Here is a 12,772-nt window from a genome sequence, read left to right on the forward strand (position 1 = left end):
TCTTGAGGTGCGCGGTTGCGGCCGCCATTCGTTATTACGCTTAATGCAAGGCCGGTTTTTTGATGATGCCGCCGACAACATCCGACAGCGGGTGGACCAGGATGAAGGACGATTCATCGATTTCCGTCGCGGCATTCTTGACATTGCCGATCTCCAGGCGGGTGACGACGCAGTAGAGGATGTGCATATCCTTGCCGGTTTTTCCTCCCCGGCCTTTATACACTGTTACGCCCCGGTTCAGGACCCGCACGATCGACTCCCGGATCTCGTCGCTTTTCTCCGAGACGATGATCACCGCCGTGTATTCCTCGATGCCGTGGATCAGAAAATCCACGGTCTTTGACGCCGCCAGGTAGGTGAGGATCGAGTATAGGGCCGATTCGATGCCGAGGAAGAAGGCCGCGGCGGCGAAGATCAAGAGATTCATGAGCAGGATGACGTCGCCGACCTTCAGCAGATTACTGTTCTTGCTGATCAAGAGCGCCACGATGTCGGTGCCGTCCAGGACCGCCCCCCCCCGGATGGCCAGCCCGATGCCGGCGCCGATGAAAAAGCCGCCGAAAACCGCAGTCAGGAGTTTGTCCGGTGTGACGTCCGGGTACTGGACAAAGGTCAGGCAGAGGGAGAGGCCGGCGATGGTCAGGGTGCTCTTTATGGCGAACATGATGCCTATCTGGCGGTAGGCGAGGGCAATAAAGGGAAGGTTGATGAGCAGGATCAGGAGCGCCAGGGGGATGCCCAATACGTGGGAGAGCAGCATCGAGATGCCGGTCACGCCGCCATCGATGAAGTGGCTGGAGAGCAGAAACCCTTTCAGCCCCAGGCCGGCAGAAAAGACGCCCAACACAATCAGGACCGTATTCAGGGATTCCCGCAGGATCGTTTTTTTGGATAGAGTCCGGAGCATTATCTGAAAAATCCTCCCAAATCAAGAAATAGTGTGGCGGTGGAGCCTTACCGGTCGAGCCGCAGAGCCAACTCTTCCAGGGTTCCGACGCATATGTCGGCGAGTTCCGGCCAGCGGAAGCAACGGGTGGTGTCCACATGCACGGTCAGCGCTCCGGCGAGGCGCCCGGCCTGCAGATCGTAGAGATAGTCCCCCACCATGACGGTGGTTGCCGCCTCCGCGCCCCAGAGTGCCATCAGGCGGTGAATGCCGTCCGGGTCCGGTTTGGGGAGGGCTTCGTCCCGCCCCAGCACATCGTCCACAGCAAAATACCCGCCGAGGCCGATCATCTCCAGGGTGCGCAGGGCGTTATCGCGGGTATTGCGGGTCAGTACCCCCAGGGAGGCGCCGGCGCTGTAGAGACGGTCCAGCAACTCCTGCGCCCCTGGGGCAGCCTCCGTGATGTGGGCCAGTTCCAGTTCGATCTCCTGCAAACGGACATGCAGCGGACGCGCCCGGTGCTCCGGCAGGGAGGCCAGGTGACCGAGGATATCGCAACCATCGGGGATGGACAACTCCTGCCGGATGGCGGCAAAATCATGCACCGCCACGGTCAGGGTGCCGTCCAGGTCGAAAACCCAGTGGGAACGGTCCGCGATGGGGTCAGCGTATCTGGTGCCGTTATCCGTCAATATACACCGCCAGCCAGATCGTTGTTTCGTTCGGAGCGGTCCAGGCCACACGGTGGCGCCTTCGGGCCGGGATCATGAGATAATCGCCCGCGGTCAGGCGGCGCAACTCCGGTTCCCCGTCGAAAAGGAGCCCGGCGCTACCCGCCAGCAGCAGCACCCATTCGTCCCGGTCCTGGTCGTACCATTCCCCCTCCGGTGTGGCTTGGCCGTGGGACAGGATGCGCTCGATGCGTACGGTTCCCTTGTGGGCCAGGGTTTCGAACAGCTCCGCAGGCAGATCGGGGGGGATATGGCTGAACATGTTACCGGATTCCGTCATGGCCATCTCACCACCAGCGCCAAAGGGCGATGATCAGGGTGATTGCAAACACCATGGCCAGGTTCATGTATGCCATGAAGAAGAATACCCGCTCATGGAGCGGCCGCGTCGGCGTGCCCGGGGGTTGGGCGACGGTCCCGACGCGGGGCAGGGCCAGCAGCCGGTCTTCGCCATGGGGGGCTTGACCGAGAACCATGGTCAGGTCCTGGCCGGCTGGGTGGCGCCCGGCGTGTTTGCCCCCCTTCCAGAGTGCGCTGGCGCTGGCGTCATAGACGGTGCCGTTGTGGGCGAAGTAGGTCGGTCGGCCAAGGGATCCGTCGAAAAAGGCCAGTTCGTCCGGCGTGAAAGTGGATTTGCCCGATGGGGCCGGGATGGCCGCTTCTTCCTTCTTTGCCCGTAAGCGGGGGCCGATCACGAATACCACCACCAGGGCGGAGATGACCATAATGGCGAACAGGCAGATCTTGATCATCAACAGGATACCGAAACGGGTGTGAAAGAGCATCTCGCCGGAGGTGATCCGGTAGTGTGCCAGGACGGCGCCGGTCAGGGCCATGGCTGCCATGGAGGCCAGTCCGACCCGCACCTCTCCCCGGGGTAACCCCTGGGATGCGTAGGCCGGTTTGAGCACCAGATGCACATAGAGGATCGTGCCGAACCAGAATATGGCCACCAGCAGATGGATGTAACCGCTCACCAGTCGGACGGCGTGGGAGAGGGCACCACCGCCGGTGCGTTCGCGGGGAGCCGCTTCGGCGGCCTTCGGCGTGACGTCCGCCAAGGAATGGTGCAGCTCAAAGCGCTTGCCTGCCGCGGTCAGTTCACCGCCGCCGGTCTGGCTCAGATGGCAGTAACCGCATTCCTTGCCGGTCTGCTGCGCATACTCTTCCGAGGCGTTGGCTGAAGTATTGAAAAATACGATCAAGGCGATTGTTAATGCATATAACACAATTTTCATGCGGTCCTCCATTGTCTGATACCACTACACTGGGCGGAACGCAGACCGCCTGAATCGCCCAATCTGCCGTTTGCCGCTCATTACGAGTTTCCAGTGATGCTCAATTCTTACGTTATTTCATCGCCCGACGCAAGGCTTCCGGCATGCCGACCGGATGATTGGGGCTACCTGCGATGAAGCGTGACAAAACAGATATAATCAGATAATGTAACACATTACAGCCACATGCCGGCAATTTCTCCGGCGGTGATCTTCGCAGCATCATGTGGAGGGCGGACCATGGCCTTGGACAGAAAAATATCCGGATCGGCATTGCCTGACGACATCGGTCAGTTCGAGAATATCATCGCCGAGGGCAACCCCCTGTACCCCAAGTTCAAGTTACTGCTGGAGAGCTATAAAAAGCTCGCCCACCACGCGGAGGGCTTGGCCTACGAGAATGAACTTCTCGGTACCCAGCTTGTGGAGCTTAACCGCTCCCTGGACCTGGCAACCAGGATAGACCCCATGACCGGTCTGGCGAACCGCCGCCACATCAAGGAAAAGGTTGAACAGGAATATAGCCGCGCCCAGCGTCACAATCGCATTTTTTCCATCATTCTGGCCGACATCGACAACTTCACGAAGATCAACGACACCTACGGCTATAATGCCGGAGACGATGTTCTGGTGGAAATCTCGCGCGTTTTCATGGGCTGTGTTCGCCAAGAGGATGTCTGTGCCCGTTGGGGGGGCGAGGAGTTTCTTATCCTTCTTCCCGAAACGACGATTGAGGGGGCTCTGGCGGTGGCCCAGAAAATCCACGAGTCGATTGCCATGACGGAATTCAAGGCCAACAAACCGGGCATCCGGACCACCATCAGCATAGGACTCAGCGAGTACAAGCCCGGTCAGGCGCTGTTCGAATGCATCAGCCGGGCCGACCATGCCCTGCAGCAGGCCAAGAAAAGCGGGAAAAACCGTTATATTGCCGAGCCGTAACCTTCACCCCTTTCAATCCCCTTCAATGCCTTCGGGCGTTCCCCCGTGCCCCGCCGGGGGAGAGGGCTCATTTCCCTGGATGCTTTCCCTCAGTTTGCCCAGTTCGTGGAGCGCTTCTTCCAATCTCTGATTGAGCTGCATTTCGTTGAGCAGCATCTGTCTGATCTTGGCGATGGTGAGCGCCGTGGTAAGAAATGAGATCAGGCGCATGAACATCTCCCAGTAGATGAAGTAGGCGTGGGAGTAAGGATGGTTGGTATACTTGTCCGAGAAATACCAGCATATGGCCGAGGCGCCTGCCATGAAGAGGCCGGGGCGTTTGCCGCCCAACCAGGCCGAAACCGAAACCGGGATGAAGTAAAAGATGAAAAAACCGAACTCGTAGCCGTTACCTCGTCATCACACATGCGTGGTAGTGCATTGTATAATGTTTATGGATGGGCATTTAAATAACCATAAGGCCGGCTAAATGTAAACTTATTGTAAACAGATTTATCAGTCATCAAAATGTAAACTATGCAGAATAAGCCTACTGTGTATTTCTGTACGATGATTGTAAACCAAATGAAACAGATCACTTAAACTTACATTTTTATGACCATCGTCCCTTTGGAGATTTTGATGTCTGCTCCCACATTAGGAAGATAGCCGTCGCAACTGTTTCAGTTCTTCGTAGGCGGCTAGAAGTTCCGCTGCAAGCCTCTCTTCGTTTAGCACTAGGTCTCTGATGCGGGAAAGGGTCAGGGATGTGGTAATGAACGATAATAAGCGCATGAATGTTTCCCAGTATATGAAGTATGGGCGCGAGTACGGATGGTGCGTGAGACGATCAGCAACGTACCAGCAGATACCGCACAGCAATGCCATTGCGAGGCCTTCTCTCTTTCCCCCGTACCAGGAAGCAAAGGCAACAGGAATGAAATAGAAAATAAAGAAGCCGAATTCATAGCCGGTTATGAAGTCTAGGAAACACAGTAAGATAAGGCATGCTCCACTGACGAGCATTGCCGCTGTTTTGTACTGTGCAAGTGCAAGAGGATGTCTATAGCTCCATCCTCGTATCATAATTGCGTTTGGGGATGTCATGCCGTCTCCTGGGCAGGAAAATGGAACTGGCCGAACAGACGTAGAATCCTCTCCCGTTTGCAGGATCAGTTCAAATTGCTGTTCATTGAAAAAAGTCCTAAATATCTGAATAGAGGGCCAGGACGCCAATCTCCTTTTCCTCCTGGCTCAAGGCTCTTCCATGCGTGGACCGTGGGGAATGGCCTCATAAAATATTATACTACCATGGGAGTGAGTGAACGGAGTCATCAATTATGATAATCATAATTGATGAGGTTCAGCAAACCACCTGCTCTGCCGGTGAGACTTGAAAAATCTATGCCGTTCCAGCGGCACTTCCTCCTGAGGAAAGCCCAGAAGGGTTTCAACAGGAGGAAATGCCATGCGAGAGTGGCAAAGTTTATCCCCTGTTAAATGGGAGTGCAAATATCATGTGGTGATCGTCCCGAAGTATCGTAAAAAGGTACTTTATGGGCGACTTCGCGGAGAAGTCGGAAAAATCATCCGCCAGTTGTGCAGCCAGAAGGAAGTGGAACTTATCTAGGGTCACGCCATGCCCGACGTTCACCTGGTATTGAGTGCCCCACCGAAGTACAGCATTGCAATGGTGTTAGGGTATCTGAAAGGCAAATCAGCTATCCACATCCACCGTAAAGTACATGGTATCAAACAGGGTTTCACCGGGAGACATTTCTGGTCTCGCGGGTACTGCGTCAGCACGATAGGCTTGGATGAAGAAATGATCCGTGCTTATGTGAGAGACCAAGAGCATCAGGATAAGCAAGAGGAGTTGGACTTTACCCAAAACCCTTAGCCCTTTTTAGGAGCTTTCCTCAAGCCACCCGCTTTGCGGGTGGTCATGACTGGTGATCTATTATGAGTATTTCACTTTTTTCGTCTGTACATTATACCGAGTTTACCCATTCGCCCCCTCAGCGTATTGGGATTGATGCCGAGCAACTCCGCTGCGCCTCCCGGACCATGAATCTTTCCGTTGGTAATTCTGAGAACCTTGCCGATATGCGAGGACATTGCTTCATCAAGATTTAATGGGCCGTCAGCTTTTCCTTCCGCATCAGGTTGTGCTTTACTGTCTCCATCACTCGGCAGCAGGGAATCGAATCTAAGCTGCCCGCCCCGATGCCTTATCAGCTCTCTCTCCACCAGGTTCTCCAGTTCCCGGACATTTCCTGGCCAACCATAATTCACAAGCCTTTCCAGCGCACCGGGTGCAATGGCAGGGGGGATGGCAACCCCAAGTTCCTGGCTCTTCAGCTCGACGAAGTACCTCGTGAGAGCCGGTACATCTTCCTTACGCTGCCGCAAAGGCGGGACGATGATCGGAAAGACATTTAGGCGGAACCAGAGATCTTCCCGGAACCTGTTTTCCGAGACCATGCTGTCCAGGTTGCGATGCGTGGCCGCAATGACCCGGATATCAACCGGGATCGGTCTATCCCCCCCAACCCGCTCGATCTCACGATTCTGGAGTACACGCAGGAGCCGCACCTGGGCTTGAGGCGGCAACTCACCGATCTCGTCAAGAAAGATGGTGCCGCCGCTGGCCCGCTCGAAGCGCCCGCGCTTTTCCGTGAGAGCCCCGGTGAAAGCTCCCTTTTCATGGCCGAACAACTCGCTGTCAATAAGGCCTTCCGGGATTGCGCCGCAATTGACCTTGATAAAGGGGCCGTCTTTCCGCGAAGAGGCGAAATGTATCGCATTTGCGATCACTTCCTTCCCTGTTCCTGTTTCCCCCATTAAAAGCACCGTATTGTTTAACGGCGCAACCTGTCGAACCATCTCCATGACGTTTCGCAGCCCTGAGTTCCCGCCGATGATCTCGTCTCCCGCTTGGGAGAGTAGCTCCATCTTAAGGAAACGGTTGTCATCAAGAAGGATGTCCCGGTAATGAATTGCTTCCCGGTAAGAAAGGGCGTTCGCTAGCGCTAACGCAAACGGGTCTGCTACAACTGACAGAAGCTCTGCATGCTCCTGTTCGTATCTCCTCTCGCCGTATGCTCGTAAAATAAGAACCCCTATTAACTCTTGCTCAACCCGGAGAGGGAGGACTAGATCCGTATTCTCCTCCAACTTGACAAGTTCTGCAATCGCCTTAGCGGGGCCGCTTACAGTCTCTGCATCCATAATCAGTGGTCCGGCAAGGCTACTGCCCCACTTCCACACCAGTTCCGTCAAAGGTAAGATCTCTTCCGCAGCCTCGCCGCCACTTTTCGCAAAGTGTACGATGCGCCGGATCGCCCCGAGTTTACTGTCGTAGATGTCCAGGTAGATCTCGTCCAAGGGAAAATGCTCTCGCAGGTAGTTGAAAGCGCGATTTACGGCAACCCCAATATCCAGGCTGCTGCATATCCTGAGTGTCACTTCCCTAAAAAATTCATCTCTGTTGACGGCCATTATGATTACTCCCATATAAAAAGTCTGACGGCGACCACCACATTACTGCATTTAACAATTTATAATATTATGTCAAATTTAGCAATATCTGCTTGCCTTATTTGGTATTAATTCCAATCTGTAAGACGTTACATTCCGATATTATTTGTTTTTTTATTTGGCACGAATATCGCTATAATTTAATCAGAAAGACAAGGCCGAAAGAAAGGAGACAAACATGAAAACTGAGAAATTCACGGCAACAAACACTGCAATGCTGCTCATCGATCACCAAGTTGGAACCTTGGGTTGGTGCCAAAACATCCCACAGGAATTGATCAGGAACAATACTCGTGCGCTGGCTCGCGCGGCAAAGGCGCTTGATATGCCCCTGATTCTCACCAGCAGCATGGAAGATCAGGCACAAGGGCCTCTGATCAAAGACCTGGAGGAGATCGCACCGGAAGAGTACGCACGCCGGGTGAAACGTGCTGGCGTAGTGAACGCCTTTGACGATCCCAACTACAGAGCGGCCGTCATGGCTACTGGGCGGAAGAACCTTATTATAGCGGGTCTCACCAACGACGTATGTGTCGTGTACCCGGCGATGAGCGCGGTGGAGGAAGGATTCAACGTGCAGGTGGTAGTCGATGCCGGAGGGTCACCGACCCAGATATCCGACGAAACCGCCTTGCGTCGCATGGAACGGGCGGGCGTGACACTCACCTCGACCACTCAACTTATCGCCGGGCTGGCGGGGTCGTGGGCAAGCGAAAGTGGCTCCAAACTGATCCAGGTATTGTTCGAGGAAATATTGGTACACCTTGGTAAAGCGTCCAGCTAAGCATAGCAACAGACCTACAGCGGGACTAGCGAAAATCTGGCGGTAGCACCTACGGGGCGTCTGCTTGAAGACGCCCCGTTCATGAAGGAAGGGAGAAGTCATGACTACAACCATTAACAATGTTGTTGAAATAATCGAATTTACTGATCCGGTTTGCACTTGGTGCTGGGGCAGCGAACCTGTTCTGCGCAAGTTGGAAACCAGATTTGGCGAACAGGTAAAAATTAGTTATGTCATGGCAGGACTGGTAAAGGACATCACGGCATTTTACGACAGCTACAACGATATCGGAGGAGATCCGGTCCGCTCCAATACACAAATTGCCAAGCATTGGCTAGAAGCCTCCGAACGCCACGGAATGCCGGTACAAAGCGAAGAATTCAAGTTGTTTTCCAAAGAATACCCGTCCACGTACCCGCAAAACATTGCCTATAAAGCCGCACAGATACAGGATCAAGTGCTGGCAAACAGGTTTCTCCGGCGCATCCGTGAAGCGTCGGCTGCCGAGGCGAAGTTGACGAATACTGCCGAAGTGCTGGTGGAATTGGCATCAGAAGTCGGCCTGGATGTTGCCCGTTTCCTGGACGATTTTTCTCACGGCGCCGCCCAGAAGGCTTTCGAAGAGGACCTTGCGACAACGGCACGATACCGTGCACATGGTTTTCCCACTTTTCTTGTACGATTTGGGAAAAAGGAGACTCTTCTTCGCGGCTACAAAAGTTATGAAGAGTTCAAGGTCGTGATCGAATATTTGACAAGCGGAACAATACTCGAACGCCCAACTCCGGCAAGCGAAGCGGCGATCATGGCGTTTATAAGAACTTATGGTTCTGTCTCGCCGATAGAAATCAAAATGACTTTCGATCTGACTGATGCCGAATTGCAGTCAACAGTGGACTCACTACTGACCCAACAGATGATTACGCGACGTGAAGCGGGAAACGGATATTTTATTTCACCCCAAATCAGTTCAATGGCTTGCGACACCGCGACCGGCATCTGCGCAGCAGTTTAATCGCCATGCAGCACAAGACCGATGATTCATCAAAAAATCCTGCTTGAAGACCGGGAATTCGCTGCCATTGATTAAGCAATGCAAGGAGGAGAAGACAATGTATGGGTATCAATTGACATTTTTTACCCAGCAGGATCGAACCCATAAGGATCGGTGTTTGGGCGAGTGGCTCCTTGAGGAGGCTCGTAGCTTGGGCATCAAAGGCGCAACATTGTTCACCGCTGCTGAGGGTTTTGGCCGCGAGAGAAAGCTGCACTTCGTAGGCTATTTTGACATGTCTGACCAACCAATAGAAGTCTCAATGGCTGTCAGCGATGATAACGCCAAGATCTTTTTAGAACATTTAAAGCGGGAAAAAGTAAATGTTTTCTATGTCAAGTCACCTATCGAATTCGGAAGGACCGATGATTGCTAAAAATCGCTCAATGTAAGGTGTCTACTTTAGTGCTGTTCTTATGATGTATGGTTGGCACCTTTAACACTATTTCTGGGGAAGATCATGTGTTTTGGAAATAATAATGATTTCGAAGAGTCTAAGGCTAGATTTTGCACAAGATCATACGTCACACGAAAATATTCGGTGCATATGAGCCATATGCGCATTCTGCCAGTATTGATGAGCTTCTGCATGTTGAGCGCCTGCGCTGTCGGGCCGGACTTCAAACGGCCTGAGGTTGTACCACCTGCTGATCTCTTTAAGGCCACTACCGACAAAAATGCACAGCAAAGCCAAGTAGTAGCCGGAACAGTGGAAACATCATGGTGGACGTTATTCAATGACGATATTTTGAGTGAACTGCAAGTACGTGCCCAGAAGGGCAATCTTGATCTACAGTTGGCCGCTACGCGTGTGGCGCAAAGTAGTGCGCAAATTAGCATTGCCAACGCAGCTGGGCTTCCGCATCTCGGAGTTGGCGGTATGTATGCCCGTGCAGCAGATAGCGCCAATGGCCAAATGGCGCTACTGGGTGCTCCTGACGCTCCATACGATATTATGCGGGCAGGATTTAATGCCAGTTGGGAAATCGACATGTGGGGCCATGCCCGGCGGAACAACGAAGCTGCGGCGGCATCGATGCTGGCAAACGCGTTTCAAAGAGAAGGTGTGCGGGTATCCATTGCAGCGGAGGTTGCACGCACGTACATCCAGTTACGCCATGTCCAGACACAATTGGACATTACACAGCAAAACCTTGCTATTGCAGAGCAGGCGTTAAAGCTGGCGAACAGCCGCGTGAAAAACGGCGTAGCTACCAAATTTGAGTCAGCCGCATCCAGCGCACAACTGGCATCAATCAGAGCGCTCGTTCCTCGCCTTGAGGAGCAACGTGATGCGCTGATGAATGCACTTGCGCTATTGCTTGGCGAGCCCCCCCGTGCTTTGAATGCCTTATTGATGCCGACGCACCAAATTCCACCCGTCCCACGGCAGGTGCCAATCGGATTGTCGTCTGAACTTGCACGCCGTCGCCCCGATATCCTTCAAGCCGAAGCACGCCTGCATGCGGCTACAGCTGCTATCGGCGCTGCAAAAGCGGATTTTTATCCTCGTATTAGTCTGGTTGGTAATCTGGGGTTAGAATCGCTGGACCTTAATACTTTTGGTAACTGGGCATCGCGCACGTTCTCAGTCGGGCCAACGTTGTATCTGCCTATTTTTGAGGGAGGGCGGTTAAGAGGCTCGCTGGCGTTAACCAAGGCCCGCGAACAGGAAGCCGCAATTGCGTACCAGCAAACAGTACTGAATGCCTGGCATGAAGTAGATGATGCGTTGAGCACTTATGCTGATGTGCAGCGGCGTGATGAACAGCTGGCACTGGCTTTCAATGAGTACCGACAAGCTTATGATGTTGCGCTACGGCGCTATGAACAAGGTGCCGCCGAATATCTGATGGTACTGACCGCGCAACGCTCGTTATTAGCCAGTCAGTTGGAACTTGCAGACAACACAAGCCGAATTTCCATAGCCATGGTTAACCTGTACAAGGCGCTTGGAGGTGGGTGGGCAGCACAGGCAGACACCACCGGAGGAAAGCTGCAATGAGTATGAATCAGGGAACGCCAACTCCTACGCCTCCAAGCAATCCGTCTGCGACACCCTTCAGTGGACGCGTTTTCACCGGATTTCTTGGCATCCTGATTTCTGCCATGATGGCCGGTCTCAGCAACCGAGTCGGCACGCTGGCGCTGGTCGATGTCCGCGGAGTACTTGGCCTCGGGGCCGATGAGGGGAGTTGGCTTAATACTGTTTATATAGCCGCAGAATTGATCGCCATGCCGTTCTCTATCTGGCTGGCTACGATCATTTCCCTACGGCGCTTCCATATGCTGATGACCGGACTGTTTGTCCTGATCTCTTTTGTCATCCCCTGGGTGCACGACTTGTCAGCCTTGCTGGTGTTGCGCAGCCTGCAAGGCTTGTCAGGGGGCATGCTGATACCGATTCTGATGTTGTCTGCGCTACGTTTCTTCCCCTTACCGATTCGCCTCTACGGCATGTCACTGTATGCCCTGACGGCCACTTGCTCGCCTAATCTGGGGTTCTGGCTGGCCGGTAATTGGACCGATGTTTTGTTTGATTGGCGTCTGGTTTATTGGCAGAACCTGCCTCTCGGGTTGCTGGCGATAGTGATGGTTTATTGGGGTATTCCGCAGGATCCAACCAGACCCGAGCGACTTGAGCAGACCGATTGGTTCGGCATGGTCTGCGGTGTACTCGGATTATGCATGATTGCTGTTGGGCTTGATCAGGGAGAACGCATGGATTGGTGGCGCTCGGATCTGATCTGTTGGCTGATTGGTGGTGGTGTATCGATGACAGTAGTTTTTCTGATCAGCCAGTGGTATTACCCGATCCCCTTCATCAAGCCGCAGTTGCTTATACAAAAACGGAATCTGGGGGTGGGGTTTTCAGTCTTCGTTTTCCTTCTGATGGTCATGATGTCCAGTTCAAAATTGCCGGCGATGCATCTTGAAGCTTTATGGGGCTACCGCAGTCAGCAAAGCGCACCAATCGGACTGCTCATTGCTCTGCCTCAGCCGGTCCTATCGCTGGCGGTAGCTGCATTGTTTTATCGAAAGTGGGTAGACGCCCGTATTGTGATGGCATCGGGAATCGCTTTGATTGCAGTCGCTTGCCTGTTCTGTACCCATATAACATCCAACTGGATTGTCGAACAACTCGTGCTGACCCAGGTGTTGCAGGCCGTTGGACAGGCCATGGCCGTGGTTGGTCTGCTGTTTTTGACAACCAGCGTTGTGCAGCCGATGGAAGGCCCCTTTGTGGCCGGCACCATCAATACGTTGCGCGCCTTTGGAGTAATCTTCGGTGGTGCGGTGGTCGGTCATTTTTTCCACCTGCGGCAACATTTTCATTCGGAGATGCTCGTTGATCGTATTGGCCAGATGTCAGCCAGTATTCCGATATTTCCAGACAACCTTGCAGCATTAAACGACAGTACTCGACAGCAGGCTTTTGTACTGGCCAACGCCGATAGCTATCTGATGCTGGCCGTGCTGGCGGTGCTGCTTATTCCCTTCGTATTACGCATGAATTACATACCAGCGCCAGTTCGGCAAAGCGCAGCACCGATTAATTCTTCAAACAAAGGATAAGAC

Annotated in this window: 13 protein-coding genes and 1 pseudogene; 7 read left to right on the plus strand and 7 right to left on the minus strand. The window is 53.5% G+C overall.

Annotated elements, in window-relative coordinates:
* Positions 1-40 precede the first annotated feature (40 nt).
* The 4 genes from ET418_RS17050 to ET418_RS17065 are packed head-to-tail and all read right to left on the minus strand — an operon-like array spanning position 41 to position 2,855.
* Positions 41-907, minus strand: coding sequence for a YitT family protein (locus ET418_RS17050; protein WP_149309695.1), 867 nt, complete (start codon positions 905-907; stop codon positions 41-43).
* A 47-nt stretch (positions 908-954) separates the two neighbouring features.
* A complete protein-coding gene (locus tag ET418_RS17055) occupies positions 955-1,578 on the minus strand; it encodes an HAD family hydrolase (RefSeq protein WP_246153140.1) in 624 nt (207 codons plus the stop codon).
* On the minus strand, positions 1,568-1,897 hold the full coding sequence (locus tag ET418_RS17060; RefSeq protein ID WP_149309697.1) for a cupin domain-containing protein: 330 nt from the start codon (positions 1,895-1,897) through the stop codon (positions 1,568-1,570). The genes ET418_RS17055 and ET418_RS17060 overlap by 11 nt, the downstream gene beginning before the upstream one ends.
* 7 nt (positions 1,898-1,904) lie before the next feature.
* Positions 1,905-2,855, minus strand: a complete 951-nt coding sequence (locus tag ET418_RS17065; RefSeq protein ID WP_149309699.1) for a CopD family protein — start codon at positions 2,853-2,855, stop codon at positions 1,905-1,907.
* Between the two features lie 279 nt (positions 2,856-3,134).
* Between ET418_RS17065 and ET418_RS17070 the strand changes: the two genes are divergently transcribed.
* Positions 3,135-3,836 carry a GGDEF domain-containing protein gene (locus tag ET418_RS17070; protein ID WP_188055668.1) on the plus strand — a complete coding sequence of 234 codons (702 nt, stop codon included), beginning with the start codon at positions 3,135-3,137 and terminating at the stop codon, positions 3,834-3,836.
* A 12-nt stretch (positions 3,837-3,848) separates the two neighbouring features.
* Here the strand turns inward: ET418_RS17070 and ET418_RS17075 are convergent, their stop codons facing one another.
* Positions 3,849-4,202 (minus strand): DUF4118 domain-containing protein, encoded by a 354-nt coding sequence (locus ET418_RS17075; RefSeq protein ID WP_476703889.1) that lies wholly within the window; start codon positions 4,200-4,202, stop codon positions 3,849-3,851.
* Positions 4,203-4,472: 270 nt separating this feature from the next.
* Positions 4,473-4,922 carry a DUF4118 domain-containing protein gene (locus tag ET418_RS17080; protein WP_149309705.1) on the minus strand — a complete coding sequence of 150 codons (450 nt, stop codon included), beginning with the start codon at positions 4,920-4,922 and terminating at the stop codon, positions 4,473-4,475.
* Positions 4,923-5,283: 361 nt separating this feature from the next.
* Between ET418_RS17080 and tnpA the strand changes: the two are divergent.
* A pseudogene (gene tnpA, locus ET418_RS17085) lies at positions 5,284-5,715 on the plus strand (IS200/IS605 family transposase).
* Positions 5,716-5,786: 71 nt separating this feature from the next.
* On the opposite strand, the gene ET418_RS17090 reads toward tnpA, so the two are convergent.
* A complete protein-coding gene (locus tag ET418_RS17090; RefSeq protein ID WP_149309707.1) occupies positions 5,787-7,316 on the minus strand; it encodes a sigma 54-interacting transcriptional regulator in 1,530 nt (509 codons plus the stop codon).
* Between the two features lie 217 nt (positions 7,317-7,533).
* On the opposite strand from ET418_RS17090, the gene ET418_RS17095 reads away from it, so the two are divergent.
* The 5 genes from ET418_RS17095 to ET418_RS17115 all read left to right on the plus strand — a co-directional run bounded on the left by ET418_RS17095 (position 7,534) and on the right by ET418_RS17115 (position 12,769).
* Positions 7,534-8,139, plus strand: coding sequence for an isochorismatase family protein (locus tag ET418_RS17095; RefSeq protein WP_149309709.1), 606 nt, complete (start codon positions 7,534-7,536; stop codon positions 8,137-8,139).
* 100 nt (positions 8,140-8,239) lie between these two features.
* Positions 8,240-9,154: a DsbA family oxidoreductase gene (locus ET418_RS17100; RefSeq protein WP_149309711.1), complete on the plus strand. Its 915-nt coding sequence runs from the start codon at positions 8,240-8,242 to the stop codon at positions 9,152-9,154.
* Between the two features lie 97 nt (positions 9,155-9,251).
* A complete protein-coding gene (locus tag ET418_RS17105; RefSeq protein ID WP_149309713.1) occupies positions 9,252-9,569 on the plus strand; it encodes a DUF190 domain-containing protein in 318 nt (105 codons plus the stop codon).
* Between the two features lie 51 nt (positions 9,570-9,620).
* Positions 9,621-11,198 carry an efflux transporter outer membrane subunit gene (locus ET418_RS17110; protein ID WP_246153142.1) on the plus strand — a complete coding sequence of 526 codons (1,578 nt, stop codon included), beginning with the start codon at positions 9,621-9,623 and terminating at the stop codon, positions 11,196-11,198.
* On the plus strand, positions 11,195-12,769 hold the full coding sequence (locus ET418_RS17115; protein WP_149309715.1) for an MFS transporter: 1,575 nt from the start codon (positions 11,195-11,197) through the stop codon (positions 12,767-12,769). Before ET418_RS17110 ends, ET418_RS17115 begins: the two co-directional genes overlap by 4 nt.
* The last annotated feature ends 3 nt before the right edge of the window (positions 12,770-12,772 follow it).

It is taken from the genome of Oryzomonas rubra (assembly GCF_008369015.1).
Taxonomy (GTDB): domain Bacteria; phylum Desulfobacterota; class Desulfuromonadia; order Geobacterales; family Pseudopelobacteraceae; genus Oryzomonas; species Oryzomonas japonica.

Bases quoted from the DNA above. Each gene is read 5' to 3' on its own strand.
- ET418_RS17070 (WP_188055668.1), top strand. From the start codon at position 3,135: ATGGCCTTGGACAGAAAAATATCCGGATCGGCATTGCCTGACGACATC.
- ET418_RS17080 (WP_149309705.1), bottom strand. From the start codon at position 4,922: ATGACATCCCCAAACGCAATTATGATACGAGGATGGAGCTATAGACAT.
- ET418_RS17060 (WP_149309697.1), bottom strand. From the start codon at position 1,897: ATGACGGAATCCGGTAACATGTTCAGCCATATCCCCCCCGATCTGCCT.
- ET418_RS17100 (WP_149309711.1), top strand. From the start codon at position 8,240: ATGACTACAACCATTAACAATGTTGTTGAAATAATCGAATTTACTGAT.
- ET418_RS17090 (WP_149309707.1), bottom strand. From the start codon at position 7,316: ATGGCCGTCAACAGAGATGAATTTTTTAGGGAAGTGACACTCAGGATA.
- ET418_RS17065 (WP_149309699.1), bottom strand. From the start codon at position 2,855: ATGAAAATTGTGTTATATGCATTAACAATCGCCTTGATCGTATTTTTC.
- ET418_RS17050 (WP_149309695.1), bottom strand. From the start codon at position 907: ATGCTCCGGACTCTATCCAAAAAAACGATCCTGCGGGAATCCCTGAAT.
- ET418_RS17095 (WP_149309709.1), top strand. From the start codon at position 7,534: ATGAAAACTGAGAAATTCACGGCAACAAACACTGCAATGCTGCTCATC.
- ET418_RS17115 (WP_149309715.1), top strand. From the start codon at position 11,195: ATGAGTATGAATCAGGGAACGCCAACTCCTACGCCTCCAAGCAATCCG.
- ET418_RS17105 (WP_149309713.1), top strand. From the start codon at position 9,252: ATGTATGGGTATCAATTGACATTTTTTACCCAGCAGGATCGAACCCAT.